Consider the following 21,192-nt stretch of genomic DNA (forward strand, 5'->3'; position numbering starts at 1 on the left):
CAGCGCGGCTTGTTGATCGGGCCGTAGACCAGCGGGGACGCTTCCGGGTCGAACTCATCGTCGGCGCACATGCCGTAGACCTCGGAGGTCGACGGGAACACCAGGTGCTTCTTGTACTTCACGGCCGCGCGGACCATCGGCAGGTTGGCTTCGAAATCGAGCTCGAACACGCGCAGCGGGTGACGCACGTAGGTGGCCGGGGTGGCGATGGCCACCAGCGGCAGCACCACGTCGCACTTGCGGATGTTGTACTCGATCCACTCCTTGTTGATGGTGATGTCACCTTCGGAGAAGTGCAGGCGCGGATGGTTCACGAGATCGCCGAGGCGGTCGGAGGCCATGTCCATGCCGTAGACCTCCCAGTTGGTGGTCTCGAGGATGCGGCGCGTGAGGTGATGGCCGATAAAGCCGTTGACGCCAAGAATCAGGACTCGCTTGGGATGCATGGTTTCAGACAGGAACAGAAAGGTAAGCAGGAAAGCCGGTCAGCGCGACGTCGGGCTCGGGGTGGGCACGTTGGTCACCACCACCCGGCGCCAGTCGCGCGCCACCACGTACAGCGGCAGCGTGGGCGACAGCGCCAGATAGTTCTCCGGCGACATCACGGCCATGGCGGGCTGGCCGTTGCGCCAGACCTTGGCGAACGCGGCCATATCGGGCAGCCAGCGCTCCGGCTCCACCTCGGTGCCGAAGGACAGTTCGTCCGCCTCCGCCACCATGGTCAGCGGGTGCTGGACGTAGAACGGCAGGGTGTGATCGAGCATCTTCACGCCATAGAACGGCATGCCCGGGGTGAGCTCCTGCTGGACCAGCGGGGCGATGTCCGCGCCGGACGCCGGGCCGCCCACGGTTTCATGGCCGACCAGCGCCACCGTGAAGCCCAGGTACATGCCGAGCGCATACACGGCCACGCTGGGCAGCACGCCGCGCCGCAGCAGCCAGCGCGCGGCGGCAATGCCCAGCAGCATCACCACGAACGCCGCCGCTGCCCAGATCGCATAGGCGCGATAGAAGGCGTTCGGCGTATGGTTGGCGTTGAGCGTGGCCACCACCGGGCTGGCCAGCAGGCCGCACGCGGCCACGATGGCCATGCCGCCGAGCTGGCGCCGCCAGGCGCGCACGTCGAGGCGGTCCAGCGCCACGCCGGCCAGGATGCCCATCGCCGGGATCACGGGCACGATGTAGCCCGGCAGCTTCGAACGCGACAGGCTGAAGAACACGAAAATGGCGATGGCCCAGATGCCCGCCAGCAGCGCCGGGCGGAAGCGCTCCGCCGCATCATCCGKCTCATCGACCGGCGGCGTACCGATGGCACGCCACAGGCGCGGGAACAGTCCCACCCACGGCAGGAAGCCGCCCACCACCAGTGGCAGGAAGTACCAGATCGGCCCCGGCCGCGAGTGGACGCCCGAGGTATAGCGCTGCCAGTGTTCGTGGATAAAGAAGAAATGCAGGAATTCCGGGTTCCGCACCGATACGAGCCAGAACCACGGCACGGCCACGGCCAGCAGCACCAGCATGCCGGTGAATACGTGCAGCCGACGCCACAAGCGCCAGTCGCGCGTGATGCCTATATAGATAACGAGGACCAGCCCCGGCAGCGCTACGCCCACCAGCCCCTTGGTCAGCACGGCGGCGCCCATCGCCGCCCAGCAGGCGAGCATCCAGCCGCGCCGCGCGCTGGCCGAAGCGGCGGGATGCTGCGCCAGCAGCATGCAGGCGAGCACGCAGGCCATCACGCCGGCCAGCGTCATGTCGAGGGTGTTGAAGTGCGCCGCCACGCTCCACATCGGCGCCGCCAGCAGGGCCAGCCCCGCGAAGGCCGCCGCGCGGATGCCGAACCAGCGCCACGTGGCCAGCATCGACATGACGATGCCAGCCAGCCCGGCCAGCGCCACGCAAAGCCGCGCCTGCCATTCGCCCACGCCCCACAGCGCGTACGTCAGCGCCGTGACCCACATGTGGAACGGCGGCTTCTCGAAGTACTTCAGCGCGTTGTAGCGGATGGTGACCCAGTCGCCGGTAGCCAGCATCTCGCGCGAGATTTCGCCGTAGCGGCCCTCGTCCGGCCCCAGCAGGTGCCGCATGCCGAGCGTGCCGAACCAGACCAGCAACGCCACGGCGATGAACGCAGCGGCCCAGGCCATGGCTGGCGACCAGGCGCCCAGGCGCCAGCCCTCCAGCGGACGGGCCGGGGTGACGGCGGGCTGCTGAGTGGACAGGGAGGGGGACTGCGGATGAGACTGCGATTGCGGCATGCGCGCGGGGGGACTGGGTGAGACGAGCGCGCAGGTTAGGAGAGCAACCTTAATCCCACATTAAGCGTGCGACGCCGCCCGCGCGGTGCTACGCTTCACGCCGTTCCCCGTGCCGTATGCGCCCTTTTTCGCACCCAAGATGAGAATCCTTATCGTTGAAGACGACCCCATGCTCGGCGACGGCCTGCAACGCGGGCTGAAGCTCAAGGGGCATGCCGTGGACTGGTTCACCACCGGCGCGGAGGCGGATCGCGCCATCGCCAACATGCAATACGACGCCGTGGTGCTCGACCTCGGCCTGCCCGACGACGACGGCGTGGCCCTGCTCGCCCGCTGGCGCCAGCAGGGCTGCCAGACGCCGGTGCTGATGCTGACCGCGCGGGATGCGGTGTCCAGCCGCATCGGCGGCCTCGATGCCGGCGCCGACGACTACCTGATCAAGCCCGTCGATCTCGACGAACTCGCCGCCCGGCTGCGCGCCGTCACGCGACGCAGCGCGGGCATGCCCGAGCCGGTCTGGCACCACGGCGCGCTGGCCTACCAGCCGGCTGCCCGACAAGCTACGTGGCAGGGCCAGCCCGTGGACCTGACTGCCCGCGAGGCCATGCTGCTCGAGGTGCTCCTGGCGCACCCGAGCCGCGTGCTGACGCGCGAATTCCTGCGCGAAAAGCTCTACGCCTGGGAACAGGGTTCGGAGAGCAACACGCTCGAGGTCCACATCCATCATTTGCGCCGCAAGATCCACCCCGGCATCGTCCGCACCCTGCGCGGCGCCGGCTACACGCTCGGCACGCCGGAAGCCATCGCCAGCCCCGGAGACGACGCATGACCCTGCAGCGGCGCCTGATCCTGGCCGTGCTGGTGGGGGTGGCCCTCGCCTGGAGCCTCACCAGCGTGTTGATCTACCTCAGCACACAGGAGGAGATCAACGAGCTGTACGACACCGCCATGGTGCGCATGGCCCAGCAGATGCAGGCCGTGCTGCCGCTGATCAATGTGGGCGCGGTGCCGCAGCCGCCGCCCCAGAACGGTCCCCTGCCCGGCGATGCCGATCTGGGCGACATGGGTGACGCGGGCCTGGGCGACCTCGCCATCGCCGCGTGGCGGCCCGGCGGCGAGCCGCTGCATATCGATCCGGACGGCGACCGCCTGCCCCGCGCGCCGCGTGTGAAGGGCTTCACCAACGTCTCCATCGACGGTGTGCCGTGGCGGCTTTACTACCTCGACGATCCGGTGGAAGGCTGGCGCGTCTGCGTCGGACAGATCCAGGCCGAGCGCGAGGAACTGGTGGTGTCCTACCTCCAGGCCCAGGTGCTGCCGTGGGTGCTGGGCGTGCCGCTGCTGATGGCGCTGGTGGTGTGGGCCGTGCGCGCCACGCTGCGGCCGCTGCGCGCGCTCTCCACTGCCATCGCCGCGCGCGCCCCCGGCGACCCCGCGCCGTTGGAATTGGCCGATGTGCCGCCGGAACTGGCGCCGCTGGTCGGCGCGATGARCACCCTGCTCCACCGCGTCTCGGCGCTGATCGAGCACGAACGCCAGCTCACCGCCGATGCCGCACACGAGATGCGCACCCCGCTGGCCGCGCTCAAGGCGCAGTGGGACGTGGCGCGCCAGTCGAACGATCCCGAGGAACGCGCGCAGGCCTCTGCGAACGTGGAGGCCGGCATCGACCGGCTGAGCCATCTGGTGTCCCAACTGCTGACCATGAGCCGGCTCGAGGACGAGGACACGCAGCCGGTGCGCGCGGCGGTGGACTGGCGCGAGATCGTCCAGCAGGTGCTGTCCGATTGCCTGACGCTGTCCGAGCGTCGCCAGGTGGACATGGAGGTCACGTGGCCGGCGGCCATCCACCCGCCCCTGCCGGTGTGCGGCGATCCGGCACTGCTCGGCATCATGCTCCGCAACCTGATGGACAACGCCATCCGCTACAGCCCCGCCGGCACGCTGGTGACGCTGGCCTTCGCCCCAGACGCGATCACGGTGTCCGACCACGGCCCCGGCGTGGCGCCCGGCCTGCTGCCGCGCCTGGGCGACCGCTTCTTCCGGGGCGTCGGGCAGCGTGAACAGGGCAACGGGCTGGGCATCTCCATCGCCCGGCGCGTGGCCACGCTGCACGGCCTGTCATTAACTTTCGATAACCTCGCCAGCAGCGGCCGCACCGGGCTGCTCGCCACCATCCGCCCCGCCGAGGGCCAGACGCCGCCCCCCCAATCGCCATGAGTGCCGTGCCAGACCTCGAACACACAGACGCCCGCGGCAACGCCTGGGCGGTCTTCCTGATCTTCCTGCGGCTGGGGCTGACGTCGTTCGGCGGCCCGGTGGCGCATCTCGGCTATTTCCGGGAGGCCTTCGTCACGCGGCGGCGCTGGTTCAGCGAGCAAGCCTATTCCGATATCGTCGCGCTCTGCCAGTTCCTGCCCGGGCCGGCCAGCAGCCAGGTCGGCATGGTGATCGGGCTGTCCCGGGCCGGCTACCGGGGCGCGCTGGCGGCATGGCTGGGCTTCACCATGCCATCGGCCATCGCGCTGATCGTGCTGGCGATGGGGCTGTCGGCCACGGGCAACCATGTGCCGGAAGGCCTGCTGCACGGCCTGAAGGTGGCGGCGGTGGCCGTRGTGGCGCAGGCCGTGTGGGGCATGGCGCGTTCGCTCTGCCCGGACGCGCCGCGCCTGAGCGTGATGGCGCTGGCGGCGACGGCGGTCATCGTCGTGCCGTCGCCGTGGTGCCAGGTGGCCGTGATGCTGGCGGCGGGGCTGGCCGGCGCGCGCTGGTTCCGGCCCGCGCAGGCGCAGCCGCACGCGGCGCTGCCGGTGCCCATCGGCCAGCGTGCCGGCGCGGCCTTCCTGCTGGCGTTCGTCGTATTGCTGGTGGCACTGCCGCTGGCCCATCGGCTGTTTCCGAGCCAGCCGTTGGCAATGTTCGATGCCTTCTACCGGGCCGGCGCGCTGGTGTTCGGCGGCGGCCACGTGGTGCTGCCGCTGCTCCAGGCGGCCGTGGTGCCTACGGGCTGGGTCGACAACGACACCTTCCTGGCCGGCTATGGCGCCGCGCAGGCCGTGCCGGGCCCGCTGTTCACGTTCGCCGCCTTCCTCGGCGGCGCGATGCAAACGGCCCCCTCAGGATGGGCGGGCGGCATGCTCTGCCTCGTGGCGATCTTCGCGCCATCGTTCCTGCTGGTCTTTGGCGCGCTGCCGTTCTGGGAGCGGCTGCGCCGCAACGCCGGCACGCAGGCGGCGCTGGCCGGGGTGAACGCCGCCGTGGTCGGCCTGCTGGTGGCGGCGCTGTACTCGCCGGTCTGGACCAGCGCGATCCACGCCCCGGCGGACTTCGCGCTCGCGCTGCTGGCACTGGTGGCCTTGGCCGCGTGGCGGCTGCCGCCGTGGGCCGTGGTGCTGGCCTGCGCGGCGGCAGGCTGGGCGCTCGGGGGCTGAAGTGTCGAGGTATTAGCCCGGCAATGCGCTGGCGTCGTACATCGCCGCGAACTCGGGGCTCGGCGGAATGGGCTGGATGATGTCCAGCATCACGCCGCTGGGGTCCACGGTAATGAAATGGCGCTGGCCGAACGCTTCGTCGCGCAACGACAGCAGGATCGGCAACCCCGCCGCCTGCATGCGGGCGTGCACCGCGTCCACATCCTCCACTTCGAAGTTGAGCAGCAGCCCCGCCGCCCGCTGGCCGCGCGCCGGGGTGGGAATCGTCTCATGCGTGCAATCGAGAATGGCGAGGTTCGTGCGCGCGTCGGCGTTGGACTGCAGGTGCACGTACCAGTCGCTCTCGAACAGCGGGCGGAAATCGACGTGCTGCGTGTAGAACGCCACCGTCTCCGCCACGTTCGTGGTCATGATCACCGGGTAGTAACTCGTKGTTTTCATCGCAAATCTCCGTTGTGGCGCGCCGGCCGGGCGCGGATCGCATAACATACAGCCTGTATCTTTCCTGAATTTATAACATACAGGCTGTATGTATGCAAAGTAAAAAGACCCGTTCGAACCAGGAACGGACAGAAGCGACGCGCGCTGCCCTGCTATCCGCCGCGCGCAAGCTGTTTGTCGAAAAGGGCTATGCGGCCACTTCCACGCCCGAGATTGTGGCGGCGGCAGACATCACGCGCGGCGCGCTCTATCACCATTTCGCGGACAAGCAGGACCTGTTCCGCGCCATCCTGGAGGAGGAGGCGCGCGCCGTGGCCGGGGAGATCGAGCTGGCCGCGCCGGACGCGCTGCCGGTGCGCGCGGCATTGATCGCCGGCAGCGAGGCCTATCTGGCCGCCATGACGGTGCCGGGCCGCACCCGGCTGTTGCTGATCGACGGACCGGCCGTGCTCGGCACCGAAGCGATGTTCGCGCTCGATGCCGCCCACGCGGGCCGCACGCTGCGCGAGGGTCTGGCGATGGCGGTCGGCCACGGGCTGCCCGGCGGCACGCCGATCGATGCGCTGGCCGCCCTGCTCTCGGCCGCCTTCGACCGCACCGCGCTGGCCATCGCATCCGGCGCGGACGCCAACGCATTCCGCGCGGCGATGATCGGCATGATCGAACGGACAGTGGCGCCATCGTGATGCGCGCGTGGCGGTGGCTCGTCGGCAGCGCAATGGCCGCCACGCTGGCAGGCTGCAACGCCACGCCTGCTGCCGCCCCGGTCACGCCGGTCACCACCATCGACGTCGTGGAAGGCGACTGGCACACCGAACTCTGCATCCGCACCGAGGACGCCGATGCGCGTCTGCTGCGGCTGACCGTGGGCTACGCCGGCTCGCGTTTTCTGTGTTTTGGATTTGGGGATCGTCAATACCTGCTGAGCCGCGAGCGCGGCCCGATGACGCTGATCTCGGCGCTGTTCCCCGGAGAAGGCGCCATCCTGCTGACGATCCTGCGGGATACCCCAGCGGCGGCCTACGGCGCCGGTAACGTGGTGCGGCTCGCGCTCGACGAAGCCGGCATCTCGCAATTGCGCGAGTTTCTTGGCGATGCGGTGCAGACGGACGCGTCGGACAAGCCCATCGGCCTCGGGGATGGTCCCTACGAAGGCGGCGTGTATTTCGCGGCCACGGCCACCTACGCGGGCTTCTACACCTGCAATACGTGGACCGCGCACGCCCTGCGCACGGCCGGCGTGCCGGTGCGCGGGCCGGTGCTGTTTGCCGAAGGGGTGATGCGGCAGGTGCGCGAGATTGCGGCGGCGGCCCCGGAGGCGCCCTGAGACAGCTAGCGGGGCCGCCGCCCGCCGTTCTCCTAACGGCGTGGCGTCACGCCATCAGTCCTTCAGCAGCGCGGCGCGTCGTTGCACATCGGCAAGATCGCCGCTGACCGCCTTGGTCAGCCGCTGGCCATAGTCGGCATCGGCCTTGTAGAAGTGGCTCAGCATGATCTGCTTCACTTCCGCATGCTTCACCACGCCGAGGTCGGCCGCCAGGTTGCCGATCAGGTTCTCCTGCCCCGATTTGGACAACTTGCGATAGTAGTCGCCGGCTTGCGTGAAGTTGTCCGTGCGAGCGATCGGCGCCTGCTGGGTCGTGCCCGCCAGCGGCGTGCGTGCAAAGCGATAGTGCGGATTGTCGGAATACGCCCCGGCCATCCGCGACGGCTGGTAGTTGATATCGCCCGTCGTGCCGCCGATATCGCCATGCCCGTCGCTGTTGTAGTTGCGGACCGCCACGCGCGGACGGTTGACCGGCAGCTTCTGCTTGTTGGCGCCGAGCCGGTACGTCTGCGCGTCGTAGTACGAGAACAGCCGGCCCTGCAGCATGCGGTCTTCGGACGGCTCAATGCCCGGCACAAGGTTCGACGGCGCGAAGGCCGACATCTCCGAGGTCTCGAAGAAATTCTCCGGCACGGTATTCAGCGTCATGGTGCCGAGCTTGCGGAACGGCACGTCGGGCCAGACCTTGGTCGAATCRAGTGGATCGAATCGATATTTGCCGAGATCCTCGGGCTTCATCAGCTGCACGTAGAAGTCCCATTTCGGGAAATCGCCCCGCTGGATGGCGCCGAACAGATCGCTGGTGAGGTTGTTGAAGTCGGCGCCCTGGATCTTCGCGGCCTCTGCCCGGGTGAGATATTTCTCGCCCTGGCGCGGACGCCACTGGAACTTGGCGTAGTGCACCTCGCCCTTGGCGTTGATCAGCTTGTACGCGTGCACGCTGTTGCCCTGCATCATCCGGTACGACGCCGGGATGCCGAGGTCCGAATAGAGCTGCGTCAGCATATGGGTGCTCTCCGGCACGCTGCTGAAGAAGTCGAAGAAACGGTTCGGGTCCTGCAGGTTGGTCACGGGCGACGGCTTCAGCGAGTGAACCATGTCCGGGAACTTGATCGCGTCACGGATAAAGAAGATGGGCGTGTGGTTGCCCACCAGGTCCCAGTTGCCCTCGTCCGTGTAGAACTTGGTGGCGAAGCCGCGCGGATCGCGCACGGTCTCGGGCGATCCCTTGCCGTGGATCACCGTCGAGAACCGCACCGTGACCGGCGTGCGCTTGCCAGCCCCGGCGAACACCTTGGCGGTAGTCAGGTCCGAAAAATCGCCTTCGGACACAAATTCTCCCTGTGCTGCAGTGCCGCGTGCGTGCACCACGCGCTCGGGAATCCGCTCCCGATGGAAGCGCTGGAGCTTCTCGATCAGGTGGACGTCCTGCAGCAGCGTGGGACCGTTCGGGCCGGCGGTCTGGGAGTTCTGGTTGTCGCCGATGGGCGCGCCGTTGTCGCGCGTCATGGTCTGGGCACCGGCGGAGAGGGAAAACAGGGCAGCAAGGCCGTAAGCGACGGGTCTGAGTGCGAATCGTCTGAATCGAGCCATTTTGTGGGTCCTCGGAAATGCCTGAAAACAGGCAAGTGAGGGGGCGCCGCGCCATCTTATTTGGCCCGCCTGCCACGGCGCCAATTGTGATGTTCAATGACCCTGATGCATTGCATCAATCGATGCGCCGCACCATTTCTTACACCCGTTTGAGATGTTGGATGCCGCGTGCGCCAGCGCTACAGTGACGCGGCTTCACMTATCGAATAAAAACGAATTCCAAGGAGACATCATGCATCGAGCTGTTTCGCAGGCAGCCCTGTTCGTCGTGGCCGGCCTCCTCTTGTCGGGATGCGGCGGTAGTGACGATCCACCACCTGCTCCGCCTGTCGCCGAAACCCCGCCGCCCACCGTGCAGCCCGAGGACGCGCGRCCGCAGGACACCCGCRCGTTCACCATCGACACCGCCGCCGTGACGCAGAAATTCACGCCGATGGCGGGCGCACCCGCCGCCGACCGCTGGTCCGGCGTGCTCGGCAAGGCCGGCTACATGGTCGAGGTACCTGCGGCCTGGAACGGCAAGCTCGTGATGTATGCGCATGGCTACGCCGGCACCGGCAACGCGCTCGACGTCAATCCGCCAAGCATCCGCCGTCACCTGCTGGAAGCCGGCTATGCCTGGGCCGCGTCCAGTTATTCAACGAATTACTATGACGTGCGGGCCGGTGTGGAAGACACGAACGCGCTCGCGCTGGCCTTCGTCAACATCGCCAAACAGAACGGCCGCACGCTGGCCGCGCCGACGCGCGTGTACATCATCGGCCATTCGATGGGCGGCCATGTCAGCGCGGCGGCCGTGGAAGCCGAGACGATCGCCACGGCCAACCACAAGGTCACGTACCACGGCGCGGTGCCGATGTGCGGCGTGGTGGGCGACACCGAGCTGTTCAACTACTTCGGCGGCTACCAGACCGCCGCCCAACTGCTGGCCAAMGTGCCGGCCACGTCCTGGCCCGTGAGCAACTGGGCGCAGATCGTGACCTCGGTGCAGGCGGCGCTGTTCACCACCTACCCGGTCACCAACACGGGCCAGGGCGAGAAACTCCGCCAGATCGTCAAGAACCTGACCGGCGGCGAGCGGCCGATGTTCGCCATCGGCTTCAGCGGCAGCCCCGCCTCCAAGAGCCTGCAGGACGCGGTCTGGAGCACCTTCGGCCAGGATGGCACGGTCAACGGCGTGCTGACGCAGAACGTGGTGGACACCACCGGCCTGACCTTCCAGATGGATGACGACGCGGCGCTGACGCCCGAGGAGCAGGCGATCAACACCTCGATCTTCCGCGTGAAGCCGGTGGCCGACGCCAACCGCCTGCGCCGCGACGGCCTGCGCTGGATCCCGAAAACGGCCGCGCAGATCAGCGTGCCGGTGCTGACGCTGCACACGCTGGGCGACATGTACGTGCCCTTCAGCATGGAGCAGATCTACAAGCGCCGCGCGGACACCAACGGCACGGCGAAATGGCTGGTCCAGCGYGCGATCCGGGGCATCAGCCACTGCGATTTCACCGTGGCCGAGCAGGTGCGCGCGTTCGACGACATGGTGGCCTGGGAGCAAACCGGCACCCCWCCCRCCGGCGACGACGTGCTGACGCCATCGGTRGTGGCCAACGCCAACTACGGCTGCAAGTTCACCGACAACACGCTGGGGGCGGACGACTCAGACACCAACAAGGCCCTGCGGCAGGGGGCGGCGATGGCGGCGCCTTGTTTGCCGTAGCGGGCTGGAAATGAAAACAGAGCCGTCGGGAGACGGCTCTGTTTRTCAACTAGCGTGGATTATCTGGCGATATGGTCGGAAGCTGGACAGCAGTAATTGGGGCACCGTGCCGCGACAGCAATCTCGACTGTGTGGAGCATTTGGTCGTCGGCTCCCCTCATGTCCGTGTGGCGGATCTGCGGAGGTTCAGCCAACGCGCTATCCGGCATACCCGAGTTCTTCAGCAGTCGCTGCACGTGTTCCACTCTCGTTTCGGCCGTTTTACGGGTAACCCCATAGCCCTCCCACGCGACGATTATTATTGCGTCGAACCCCGAGGGAAAATACTTTCGCGTCTGGATCCGCCAATCCGCAAACCGCTTGACCTCCGTGGTCGAGAGCGTCGTCGAACCGGGAAGAAACTTCACTTCGTGCGTGGCTGCCGACAGACTGCAGGTGTGGGAACCAAAGCTTGTGAGCGTGAACGTTGCGATCACTGCGAGGCACGTCAGGGTTTCCATTTGTGGTCTCCGGAGCCGTGCGGGAACATAGCCGACGGCCACCAGATTCTCTCGGCTGAACCGCTCGAAGAGCCGTCGGGAGATGGCTCTGTTTGTCGGGTTGGATGAATCAGCGGACGACGTTGTCGGGGAGTGGTTCGAGGCTGCAACAGTAGTTGGGGCAGTGAGCAAGGGCGTCGATACGCACCACATCTGGCCCATCGGTTATTGATGCGGTATACCACGGCCGTATTTCCACCTCTTTCAGCGCATCCTGAGGCAGGCCGGAGTTCAATAACAGCCTCTGAACCTCTGAGATCCGCTTCTTCGCCATTTCACCGGTAATGCCGCGCCCTTCGAATCCCAAAAGGTAGACATCGAAGCCAGAATAGAATTTCTTGCGGGTGCCAACTCGCCATTCGGCAAATTTCTTGATCTGGTGGACTCCCACAGCTGTAGCGCCATTTTCGAAGTACACGGTGTGCTCCACTTCGAGCATATGGCAGGCGCCGGCATTGAATGTTATGGCGGCGAGAATTAATGCAACTGTAAGGCGACTCAAGGATTTCATCGTCCCCCTCCATTACCAGTTCGGAACGTCGGCGACATATGCAGCGATGTTATCGGCATTTTCAATGACGAATCTATTGCGGAGCTTCGCCAGCAGCCGGGCCGCCTTGATGCCAGAATAGCGATCTACCGTGTCCATTGCAGCGGGAAAATGGGAAACCTCATGAATAAAAACCGTGGTCATACTGCTGACATTTTCGATTATTCCTTGATAATTCCTCTTTTCCTCATGCAAATAACAAAACGTGGTGCCAATGAATATCGCAAACGTCTTATCGGRCTTACAGACGCTCGCCCCATGCCGGTTCATCGCCTTTCCCGGCGGCGGGCACACAGCCAACGCGCCGCACCGCTTCCTCACTAAAGCGCTCGAAATTTTTCTCGGTAAGCGATAGAGAGATTTTCCGAATTCTCGTGATTCCCTCACGCAAGCGTTTGCGAATGTCCGGCGTGGCATTCGYAAACCAGATGCGTACCTTATCCTTATCCGACTCGCTCCAGCGCGCCAGTTCCATCAAACGCGCCTCCATGTGTGCGACGGCAATATCCCGTACCCGCATGACCGCCGCATAGAATTCCGCGTTGGTCATATTGGGACAAATCATCGTCGGATCCGCCTCGTACGCGGCAAGACTCGCTGCGTCAGGCGTGGTTGTACGGCCCGCCAAATTGTTATGGGTGTACGGCATTTTCGAATCGGCGCCCGCCGCCGCGCCCTTCACATTGCCGCTGACAACCTCCGTGGACATCGTGAACTGCGATGCAAACACCCGCGGCTTTTCCTTGCATTGGCAATACACGCGCGCGCCTTCCACCAGCACGGATTTCCCCATGTCGGTCCAGCGTGGATCGCAGTCGTTGTAGACCGGGCCGCCGACCTTGCAGGCGGGGCACGTGGCGTGGTCCCCTTCCAGGCCAAGGCGTTTGCCCATGTTTGTAGAATCGCTGGTGGCGATCAGCCAGCCACCAGTGCCGGTGCGGCTCGCCCCATCCAGCATGTGCCGCTTGTCGTTTCGCATCATGTCCTCTTCCATTCATGGTAAGAGCACACAGCATCACGTGACGCGATTGAGGCGGTCTATAGCAGTTCTCTGAATTCGCGCGGCGTGCGGGGAGTTTCCCGCCGCGGCTTCCGAATCGTCGTGGGACTGCAATGGAAATGTGCCGGCGCACAAACAAATAGAGCCGTCCTTAGGACGGCTCCGATTCCCCGCTTGCTTGGCAATCCACCCGACCCATCCCGTAGCTCTATGGCTTGTCGTGGATATCGGTCAGGCGGTGTTTTGTCGGGCCCGTGGCAACCCCTCCGGTCGCATTATTCAGTGCGATATATACAGCGGACGCGACAAGATGACATTCTGCGCACGCAATATTTCCGTAATAAGTCGCAGTGGGGCAGCATCGCGCACATCCACTGTCTGCTGACRCAAATTTCGAAAACTACGCGACCTGATCCATCGTTAGAATGAAACGGCCCTTAACTCGGAGTTGCCATGAAACGCCATCCCATTGCCGTGACGGAAACGACACCAGAGGGCCTAGCTGCCCTCGTCTATCACCTTGCCCATGGTGCCAGCCAGGGGCAGCTCGACCCGGAATTCGTGCGTAAGCTTGCCAAGCGCGTTGGCAAGGAGCTGGAGGCCATGGAAGCCGCCGACATGTTGTCGCCGCACGACAAGACGCAGTTGCATCAGGCCATCAACACGCTGTGCCACACCGCTGAAGCCGAAGAGGGTGCGATGTTAACCAAGGCGCTGGAGCGCCTGCGCGCCGAGGACGCGAGCCACGCCCGTCCCATCTGATCCATTTCCGCGCCGCTCCCAATACCGAACACAAAAAGCAGAACGCCCCTTCCCGCCAAGCCGGGTAAGGGGCGTTGTGCTTTCCGGCAGGACGAGGGGAAAGGCCTCGCCTGCCGGCTCTCGCTCAAACGTGGTGCTTAGAAGCGATGACGCACGCCGACGACTGCGCCGGTCTGGTTCTGGCCGGCCACAGCCGTGCCAACTCCGCTCAGGCCCAGGTTGGACGTGCCCTTGTTGCGCACGTAGCCAACGTTCAGGTAAGCGTCCGTACGCTTCGAGAACGAGTAGTCGGCCGACAGGACAAACATCCACGGATCGTTGCCGCTGTCGTTGGCATCGGTGTAGTACGCGGCGCCGGTCAGCGACAGGGCCGGCGTCACGCGGTACAGGCCGCCGAGCCAGTAGACGTTGCTGCGGGTCGCTGCCGTGGCTGCGGTAGCGATGCCGTCATCGCGCATCCAGCGGTAGCCGGCAAACACCTTGGCCACGCCGAAGTCGTACGACGAGCCCACGGCCAGGCGCTTGGCAGCGCGGTCGGACGTAGCCGACGTGGCGCCCTGGTACTGGTCATACGCCGTGCCGATCGAGAAGCCGCCGGCGGTGTAGGCCACGCCTGCGCCCACGTTGCGGCCAGCCTTGTAGTCGCCCGGCAGTTCGCCCGGCGAGCCAGCCACGGCGTCACGGCCCGTGCTGTAGAAGGCCGTGGCGGTCAGGCCGCCGAACTTGCCGGTGTACTTCAGGGCGTTGTCGGCGCGGCCGTTGAAGCCCGAATCGACGCTGTTCAGCGAGTAGCGCGGGCCCACGCCCATCGGGTCATAGGCACCGAACAGGTCGTACAGCGAGTTCTGCTGGCGACCCAGGGTCACGGCGCCGAAGCTGCCTTGCAGGCCGACGAAAGCCTGGCGACCGAACAGGCGGTTGCCCTGGCCGGACACGCCGGTGTCAATATCGAAGCCCGATTCCAGGGTGAAGATGCCCTTCAGGCCGCCACCGAGGTCTTCCACGCCACGCAGGCCCCAGCGCGAGCCGGACAGGTTGCCCGAGTTCATGCGCACGGCCGTCTGACCATTGCCGCCCGGCACGTGGGTCGCCACTTCTACGCCGGCGTCGACGATGCCATACAGCGTGACGTTGGATGCGGACTGGGCGAGGGCTGCGCCGGACGTTGCGCAGGTAGCGGCTGCCGCCAGGGCAAATAGAGCTTTCTTCACTGTGGTTTCTCGTTTTGTTAAGACATTGAGATGCTTCCCCGTTCCGGTCGCGGCGCGCGCGCGGCGGCGCCTTGCTGGACCAGATGCCCGTGCGGGTCTTTGGGGGGCGAGGCGGATTGTTACAACCCAATATGAAATGAATGTGTCGTAGGCATTACTGCAACACCCTACTACCGGGGGATACGCGCACGCAAAACATGCAAAATCCGGGTTTTCCCGACCCGGGTTTTGGTAGGATTCACACCTTTCGAGATTGGCGTGTGAGCGGACCGGATGTGATGCGGACGCAACATGYCTGCGTCATGCCCCTGGACCCCATCAGAAGACCTRTCAAGCCAAGGCTTGCCGCCCCGCTGGCTCGACTGCGCACCCACCTGCAATCGCGGTGGCTGCCCGTCCTGCAACCGGCAATCCAGCGGCTGCGCCGTCCCACCCGGCGCGAAGTCCTGCTGGGCCTCGCGGCCATCCCGGCGCTGTTCCTGCTTTATCTGCTGGTCCTGATTCCGTTCACGCCGGGCATCAGCGACATCCGCAAGGCCAAGTCCGAACAGCCAGCGCAGGTACTCTCCGCCGATGGCAAGGAACTGGCCGTCTACCGCTGGGCCAACCGCGACTGGGTCGGGCTCAAGGACATCTCCCCCAATGTCATCGATGCGCTGATCGCCACCGAGGACCACCGCTTCTACCAGCACCACGGGCTGGACTGGCGCCGCACCGCCTCCGCCGCGTTCCACACCTTCTCGGGCGACCGCCAGGGCGGCTCCACCATCACGCAGCAGCTGGCCCGCAACCGCTATCCCGAAGACATCGGCCGTGCGCCGACGATGACGCGCAAGCTCAAAGAAGCGATCACCGCGTTCAAGATCGAGGCGCTGTATTCCAAGGACGAGATCCTTGAGACGTATCTCAATACGGTGCCCTTCCTGTACAACGCGTTCGGCATCGAGATGGCCGCGCGCACCTATTTCGACAAATCCGCCGACAAGCTCGACGTGCTGGAAGCCGCCACGCTGATCGGCATGCTCAAGGGCAACAGCTACTACAACCCGGTGCTGAACCCCGAGCGCGCGCTGGAGCGGCGCAACATCGTGCTGGCGCAGATGGTCAAGCGCGGCAAGCTCGACGCCGGCCGCTTCGAGACGCTCAGGAAACGGCCATTGCGGATCGACTTCGAGCGCCAGACCGAGGCCCCCGGCCCGGCCGCCCACTTCGCCCAGCAGCTACGCAAATGGCTGATCGGCTGGGCCGATCGCAACGACTACAACCTCTATACCGATGGGCTGGTCGTCCGTACGACCATCGATTCGCGCCTCCAGGCCATGGCCAACCAGGCGGTCACGCGCCAGGGCAACCAGCTTCAGTCGATTGCCAACGCGGCCTGGGCGCCGCGCGCGGGCTGGGCGGAAAGCCGGGCGCTGGTGCAGGCCTTCGTGCGGGAGACGCCCGAGTTCCGCAACGCCGTCGCCAGCGGCCAGAGCGAGGAGGACGCGCTCAAGCGTCTCTTCGCCGACCGCGCGTTCATGCAGGCGCTGCGCCAGCAGAAGACGCGCGTGCAGGCCGGCTTCATGGCGCTGGACCCGTCCACGGGCGCCATCCGCGCCTGGGTCGGCAGCCGGGACTTCACGGTCGATGCCTTTGACCACGTGGCCCAGGCGCGCCGCCAGCCGGGCTCCACGTTCAAGCCCTTCGTCTATGGCGAAGCCTTCGCGCACGGCCACGCCCCCGAGGAAACGCTGTTCGACAACCCGGTGGAAATGCAACTGGCCGGCGGCGAGATCTGGCGCCCGACCGACGAGTCCCCCGCCACGGGCCGCGCCCTGAGCCTGCGCGACGGGCTGGTCTATTCGAAGAACACCATCACCGCGCAACTGGTGCAGGCCGTGGGGCCAGACCGCGTGGCGCGGCTGGCGCGGGCCATGGGCGTGCGCGAGAGCAAGCTCGATGCCGTACCGTCGCTGGCGCTGGGCACCAGCCCGGTCACACTCAAGGAGATGGTGTCGGCCTACGGCACCATCGCCAACGGCGGCCTGTACATCGCGCCGACCATGGTCACGCGCATCGAGGACCGCGAAGGCAATGTGCTGGCGCAGTTCCGCGAGCCGTCACCCGAGCGTGCGCTGTCGGCCACGGCCACCGAGACGCTGGTCGATGTGATGCGCGATGTGATCGACCGCGGCACCGGCACCGCCATCCGCAGCCGCTACGGCATCCGCGCCGACGTGGCCGGCAAGACCGGCACCACGCAGGACAACGCCGACGGCTGGTTCATCCTGATGCACCCGCAATTGGTGGCGGGCGCCTGGGTGGGCTTCAACGACAGCCGCGTGACGCTGCGTAGCGACTACTGGGGCCAGGGCGCCCATAGCGCGCTGCCCATCGTCGGCGATTTCTACCAGCGCGCGCTACGCACGCGGGTCATCGACGGCCGCGCGCGGTTTGCGGAGGCGGACGAGAAGACCTGGTACACGTCGATCACGGGGCAGGTGCGTGGCTGGTTCCAGCGGCTGTTCGCTTCGAACAAGTCTGATCAGGCGCCGGCCACCCCGCGCCCGTCGCCGCGCCGGCCGGTACTGCCGGCCACGGAGGCGGAGGCCATGCCATCCGGAGGTTCGGGAGGTTCGGGGGGAGCTGGTGCCTCTGCGGCGATGGCTGGGAACAGTCAGGCAGGCGGGGCAAATACCGAGCACGGGGAAGCCGCCGAGCCCGGCATGGCGCTCGATGCCAATGAAGTCGTCGAGGTCATCCCGGCATCGGAGCCGGAACCGGTGATGGCTTCTGCGCCAGGCGCGCCGATCGGACCCAGCGCACCCTCCCCGCTCCCTGCGGGCCCGTCGATGGCGCCGGCGCCCGTCCGCTAAGGACGGCCGGGTTTACTCGCCGGACCGCAGGCGCATGGCTGGGTCGGTGCCCGGCTCGGACACCTTGTCGCCCGGCAACACCTCCACCGGGCCGGAACGGATCACGCGCAAGGCGTCTTCCGAAATCGTCAGCGGCGGCTCGGCCGTGGGCCGTGCCAGCAGGTAGCCCTGCGCGTAGTCGATGCCAAGGTCGCGGCAGATGCGCAGATCCGCTTCCTGCTCGATACCCTCCGCCACCAGCGCCGTGCCGCTGCTATCGGCCAGCCGGCGTATGGCGCGCAGCGCCTCCARCTGGAACGGCGACGTCGCCACGCCATCCACCACCACGCGGGCGATCTTCACGTAATCGGGTTTCAGGGCGATCCACTGCCCCAGGCTGGCGTGGCCGGTGCCGTAGTCGTCCAGCGCGAACTGGGCGCCGCGCCCACGGATGGACTCCACCGCCCGCGACAGGCTATCCAGCGAGCCCAGCGGGGCCTGCTCGGTCAGTTCGATGACGATGCGGTCCGAAGTAATGCCGTGGGTTTTCAGGAAGGCGCGCACTTCGTCGCGATGGCTGTCCACCTCGCGAATCGAATCCGCGCTGTAGTTGATGAAGAGCTTGCCGGRGAGCCCGGCGCGCATGAACGCGGCAATACAGATGCGTGACGCCAACCGCTCGAGCCGCACCAGACAACCCAGACGCGCCGCTTCAGCGAACAGCGCAACAGGGCTCTCCAGCGGCGTCCCGGCGGGACCGCGGATCAGGGCCTCGTAGCCAATGATCTCGCCATTGGCGAGCGACCCGATCGGCTGGAARACAGGCCGCAGGCGTTGGTGTTCGAGGCAATCGGCAATAGTAGGCGTCAGAGGTCGCGACAAGGGCTTGCACTCAAACTGGCTGTGGATCGTGCTGTGGGCAAAAGCCACTCCCACTGTTGGCTAACGGCGCGCCCAAGACGCAACTTGATCCCCCACTTGCAGGGGGGATGCCATGCAGCGTGCACTTTGCGTCACACCGGTGCCGTACCCGCGACAAGGCGGCGGTCCATGCGCCCGGTCCGGCATATTCCCGATCTTGTGTGGCAATTTTGTGACGAAAGGCGCATGGGTGCTGTCATGGCGGCGTCATGAAACGGCCGGAGAATCCACCCCGAWTCAACAGGCGCAAGCCCGCCGGGCCTGCCGCAAATGCGGCACYGCAGCGACGGAATACCTTGACGCCTGATTTTTTGGCGCTTCAATGAAAACGTTTTCATTGCTCGCCGACTACCCGCCGAACCTGCCCATGCCCAACGCCCGCCGTTCCGTTTTGCTGTCTGCCGATACCGAAGGCGAACGCGGCAATGGCGTGACGCTGGCGGACGTGGCGCTGGCCGCCGAAGTCTCGTTGGCCACGGCCTCGCGCGTGTTCAGCCATCCGCAGCTGGTGCGGGAGACCACCGCCCAGCGCGTGCACGAGGCCGCGCGCCGGCTGGCCTTCCGGCCCAACCTGCTCGGCGCCAAACTGCGCTCGCAGCAGACGCGCATCCTGGGCGTGATGCTGCCCACGCTGGAGAACGCGGTGTTCGCCGAATGCTGGGCCGGGATCGAGGAAGTCTCGCTGGCCACCGGCTATTCGCTGATGCTGGTGACCAGCGGCTACGACTCCGCCCGCGAGCGCGAACGTGTGGAATATTTGCTGCGCCACCGCGTGGACGGCATGGTGCTGACCGTCTCGGACGCCGCGCAGAGCGCCGTGCTCGACCAGCTCGACAGTGAAGGCGTGCCCTACGTGCTGGCCTACAACCAGGCCAGCCCGGCCGGCCAGCGGCACTCGGTCTCCGTGGACAACCGCACCAGCGCCTGCGAGGGTGTGAACGCGCTGATCGCTGCGGGCCATCGGCGTATCGCGGTGGTGTCGGGCGCGTTCATGGCGTCCGACCGCGCCCGCCAACGGTTTGCCGGCTATGAGGATGCGATGCGCGCCCATGGCCTGCCGCCGCTGCCGCCCGTGAACCTGCCCTCCCATACCGCCAGCCATAGCGAGCGGATTGGCACGCTGATGGGCGGCGCCACCGCGCCCACCGCGTTCTTCTGCACCAACGACCTGCTGGCGATCGGCGTGATTTCGGATCTCAAGCGCCTGGGCCTGCGCGTGCCGCGCGACGTCTCCGTGCTCGGCTACGACGGCATCGCGCTCGGCGCACTGGTGGAGCCGCCGCTGGCCACCGTGGTGCAGCCCAATACCGACATCGGCGCCACCGCCGTGCGCCTGCTGCTCAAGCGCCTGCACGCCGGCACGCGTCCGGAGGCGCTGTCCGCCTCCGCCCCGAGCGTGACCCTGCTGCCCCACGCGCTGCGCGTGGCCGGCACCGTGGCCGCGCCGCCTGCATCCTGACCGATCGCCTGACTGACCGTTTCGCCTGCCGCCCTGCTGTCCTTATCCAATCGATCTCAAACCCGGGAGCCTGACATGACAACGCAATTTTCCTGGCGCCGCCCGCTGCGCTGGCTGGCCACTGCCGTGGCGGCCACCGCCTTCGGCGTCGCCTTCAGCCAGGGCGCGGCCGCGCAGACCGCCATCTGCTACAACTGCCCGCCCGAATGGGCCGACTGGGCCGCGCAGATCCGCGCCATCAAGGAAAAGACCGGCGTGACGGTGCCGCTCGACAACAAGAACTCGGGCCAGGCGCTCGCGCAGCTGGTGGCAGAGCGCGCCAGCCCGGTGGCGGACGTGACCTACCTCGGCGTGACCTTCGGCATCCAGGCCAAGGCCGACGGCGTGACCCAGCCGTACAAGCCGGCCCACTGGGCCGACATCCCCGAGGGCCTGAAAGACCCGCAGGGCAACTGGTTCGCCATCCACTCGGGCACGCTGGGCTTCATGGTCAACGTCGATGCGCTGCGCGGCAAGCCCGTGCCGCAGTCGTGGGCCGACCTGCTCAAGCCGGAGTACAAGGGGCTGATCGGCTACCTGGACCCGTCCAGCGCCTTCGTCGGCTATGTGGGTGCCGTGGCCGTGAACCAGGCCCTTGGCGGCTCGCTGGACAACTTCGCGCCGGCCTACAAGTTCTTCAAGGATCTGCAGAAGAACCAGCCGATCGTGCCGAAGCAGACCGCCTACGCCCGCGTGCTGTCCGGCGAAATCCCGATCCTGCTCGACTACGACTTCAACGCCTACCGCGCCCGCTACAAGGACCGCGCCAACGTGGCCTTCGTGATTCCGAAGGAAGGCTCGCTGGTGGTGCCGTACGTGATGAGCCTGGTCAACAACGCGCCCCACCCGGCCGAGGGCCGCAAGGTGCTGGACTTCGTGCTGTCGGACGCCGGCCAGGCGCTGTGGGCCAACGCCTACCTGCGCCCGGTGCGTAACGTGCCGATGCCGAAGGACGTGGAAGCGCGCTTCCTGCCGGCCGCCGACTACGCCCGCGCCAAGCCGGTCGATTTCGGCAAGATGGCCGCCGCGCAGAAGGCGTTCAGCGAGCAGTACATGAAGGAAGTACGGTAAGCATTTGCAGCTTGCCGCGTGTGTTCTCCCCTCTCC

The 21,192-nt window shown here is 66.5% G+C and carries 20 protein-coding genes; 10 read left to right on the forward strand and 10 right to left on the reverse strand.

Going from position 1 to position 21,192, the window contains the following annotated elements; genetic code table 11:
• Together AB4Z27_RS22940 and AB4Z27_RS22945 are read right to left on the reverse strand one after the other, a co-directional pair.
• A partial coding sequence (locus AB4Z27_RS22940) for a bifunctional UDP-4-keto-pentose/UDP-xylose synthase (RefSeq protein ID WP_441592685.1) occupies positions 1-446 on the reverse strand: 446 nt, incomplete at its 3' end.
• 39 nt (positions 447-485) lie between these two features.
• Complete coding sequence (locus AB4Z27_RS22945; RefSeq protein WP_441645331.1) at positions 486-2,258, reverse strand: glycosyltransferase family 39 protein; 1,773 nt, start codon at positions 2,256-2,258, stop codon at positions 486-488.
• A gap of 139 nt (positions 2,259-2,397) precedes the next feature.
• On the opposite strand from AB4Z27_RS22945, the gene AB4Z27_RS22950 reads away from it, so the two are divergent.
• From AB4Z27_RS22950 to chrA, 3 genes are read left to right on the forward strand one after another with little or no spacing between them, the layout of a single operon-like run.
• The gene (locus AB4Z27_RS22950) at positions 2,398-3,087 is read left to right on the forward strand and encodes a response regulator (RefSeq protein ID WP_092295131.1); all 690 of its coding nucleotides are present in this window, start codon (positions 2,398-2,400) and stop codon (positions 3,085-3,087) included.
• Positions 3,084-4,478 (forward strand): ATP-binding protein, encoded by a 1,395-nt coding sequence (locus AB4Z27_RS22955; RefSeq protein WP_441645332.1) that lies wholly within the window; start codon positions 3,084-3,086, stop codon positions 4,476-4,478. Before AB4Z27_RS22950 ends, AB4Z27_RS22955 begins: the two co-directional genes overlap by 4 nt.
• On the forward strand, positions 4,475-5,689 hold the full coding sequence (chrA, locus tag AB4Z27_RS22960; RefSeq protein WP_441645333.1) for a chromate efflux transporter: 1,215 nt from the start codon (positions 4,475-4,477) through the stop codon (positions 5,687-5,689). The genes AB4Z27_RS22955 and chrA overlap by 4 nt, the downstream gene beginning before the upstream one ends.
• A gap of 12 nt (positions 5,690-5,701) precedes the next feature.
• Here chrA and AB4Z27_RS22965 read toward each other — a convergent pair whose 3' ends face one another.
• Positions 5,702-6,130: a VOC family protein gene (locus tag AB4Z27_RS22965; RefSeq protein WP_092295069.1), complete on the reverse strand. Its 429-nt coding sequence runs from the start codon at positions 6,128-6,130 to the stop codon at positions 5,702-5,704.
• Positions 6,131-6,222: 92 nt separating this feature from the next.
• Between AB4Z27_RS22965 and AB4Z27_RS22970 the strand changes: the two genes are divergently transcribed.
• The gene (locus AB4Z27_RS22970) at positions 6,223-6,816 is read left to right on the forward strand and encodes a TetR/AcrR family transcriptional regulator (RefSeq protein WP_092295068.1); all 594 of its coding nucleotides are present in this window, start codon (positions 6,223-6,225) and stop codon (positions 6,814-6,816) included.
• Complete coding sequence (locus AB4Z27_RS22975) at positions 6,816-7,457, forward strand: DUF2459 domain-containing protein (protein ID WP_441645334.1); 642 nt, start codon at positions 6,816-6,818, stop codon at positions 7,455-7,457. Before AB4Z27_RS22970 ends, AB4Z27_RS22975 begins: the two co-directional genes overlap by 1 nt.
• Positions 7,458-7,511: 54 nt before the next feature.
• Here AB4Z27_RS22975 and AB4Z27_RS22980 read toward each other — a convergent pair whose 3' ends face one another.
• A complete protein-coding gene (locus AB4Z27_RS22980) occupies positions 7,512-9,050 on the reverse strand; it encodes a catalase (RefSeq protein ID WP_092295065.1) in 1,539 nt (512 codons plus the stop codon).
• Positions 9,051-9,282: 232 nt separating this feature from the next.
• On the opposite strand from AB4Z27_RS22980, the gene AB4Z27_RS22985 reads away from it, so the two are divergent.
• A complete protein-coding gene (locus AB4Z27_RS22985) occupies positions 9,283-10,767 on the forward strand; it encodes an alpha/beta hydrolase (RefSeq protein ID WP_441645335.1) in 1,485 nt (494 codons plus the stop codon).
• Between the two features lie 59 nt (positions 10,768-10,826).
• Here AB4Z27_RS22985 and AB4Z27_RS22990 read toward each other — a convergent pair whose 3' ends face one another.
• The 4 genes from AB4Z27_RS22990 to AB4Z27_RS23005 all read right to left on the reverse strand — a co-directional run bounded on the left by AB4Z27_RS22990 (position 10,827) and on the right by AB4Z27_RS23005 (position 12,838).
• Positions 10,827-11,267: a hypothetical protein gene (locus AB4Z27_RS22990; protein WP_441592691.1), complete on the reverse strand. Its 441-nt coding sequence runs from the start codon at positions 11,265-11,267 to the stop codon at positions 10,827-10,829.
• 109 nt (positions 11,268-11,376) lie between these two features.
• Entirely contained in the window at positions 11,377-11,817 is a 441-nt protein-coding gene (locus tag AB4Z27_RS22995; RefSeq protein WP_144203527.1) for a hypothetical protein, read from the reverse strand.
• A gap of 12 nt (positions 11,818-11,829) precedes the next feature.
• A complete protein-coding gene (locus AB4Z27_RS23000; RefSeq protein WP_441645336.1) occupies positions 11,830-12,000 on the reverse strand; it encodes a M35 family metallo-endopeptidase in 171 nt (56 codons plus the stop codon).
• 97 nt (positions 12,001-12,097) lie between these two features.
• A complete protein-coding gene (locus tag AB4Z27_RS23005; protein ID WP_441645337.1) occupies positions 12,098-12,838 on the reverse strand; it encodes a PAAR domain-containing protein in 741 nt (246 codons plus the stop codon).
• A gap of 471 nt (positions 12,839-13,309) precedes the next feature.
• Between AB4Z27_RS23005 and AB4Z27_RS23010 the strand changes: the two genes are divergently transcribed.
• Positions 13,310-13,618: a hypothetical protein gene (locus tag AB4Z27_RS23010; RefSeq protein ID WP_092295057.1), complete on the forward strand. Its 309-nt coding sequence runs from the start codon at positions 13,310-13,312 to the stop codon at positions 13,616-13,618.
• Between the two features lie 137 nt (positions 13,619-13,755).
• Here AB4Z27_RS23010 and AB4Z27_RS23015 read toward each other — a convergent pair whose 3' ends face one another.
• On the reverse strand, positions 13,756-14,829 hold the full coding sequence (locus tag AB4Z27_RS23015; protein ID WP_092295055.1) for a porin: 1,074 nt from the start codon (positions 14,827-14,829) through the stop codon (positions 13,756-13,758).
• 302 nt (positions 14,830-15,131) lie between these two features.
• Between AB4Z27_RS23015 and AB4Z27_RS23020 the strand changes: the two genes are divergently transcribed.
• Entirely contained in the window at positions 15,132-17,687 is a 2,556-nt protein-coding gene (locus AB4Z27_RS23020) for a transglycosylase domain-containing protein (protein WP_441645338.1), read from the forward strand.
• Between the two features lie 12 nt (positions 17,688-17,699).
• On the opposite strand, the gene AB4Z27_RS23025 is transcribed toward AB4Z27_RS23020, so the two are convergent.
• Positions 17,700-18,548 (reverse strand): EAL domain-containing protein, encoded by an 849-nt coding sequence (locus AB4Z27_RS23025; RefSeq protein ID WP_441645339.1) that lies wholly within the window; start codon positions 18,546-18,548, stop codon positions 17,700-17,702.
• Positions 18,549-18,954: 406 nt separating this feature from the next.
• On the opposite strand from AB4Z27_RS23025, the gene AB4Z27_RS23030 reads away from it, so the two are divergent.
• Both AB4Z27_RS23030 and AB4Z27_RS23035 read left to right on the forward strand, forming a co-directional pair.
• The gene (locus tag AB4Z27_RS23030; protein WP_092295125.1) at positions 18,955-20,046 is read left to right on the forward strand and encodes a substrate-binding domain-containing protein; all 1,092 of its coding nucleotides are present in this window, start codon (positions 18,955-18,957) and stop codon (positions 20,044-20,046) included.
• Positions 20,047-20,121: 75 nt separating this feature from the next.
• A complete protein-coding gene (locus AB4Z27_RS23035; protein WP_092295053.1) occupies positions 20,122-21,156 on the forward strand; it encodes an ABC transporter substrate-binding protein in 1,035 nt (344 codons plus the stop codon).
• Positions 21,157-21,192: the final 36 nt, after the last annotated feature.

This window comes from Cupriavidus sp. KB_39 (assembly GCF_052114485.1).
Lineage (GTDB): Bacteria > Pseudomonadota > Gammaproteobacteria > Burkholderiales > Burkholderiaceae > Cupriavidus.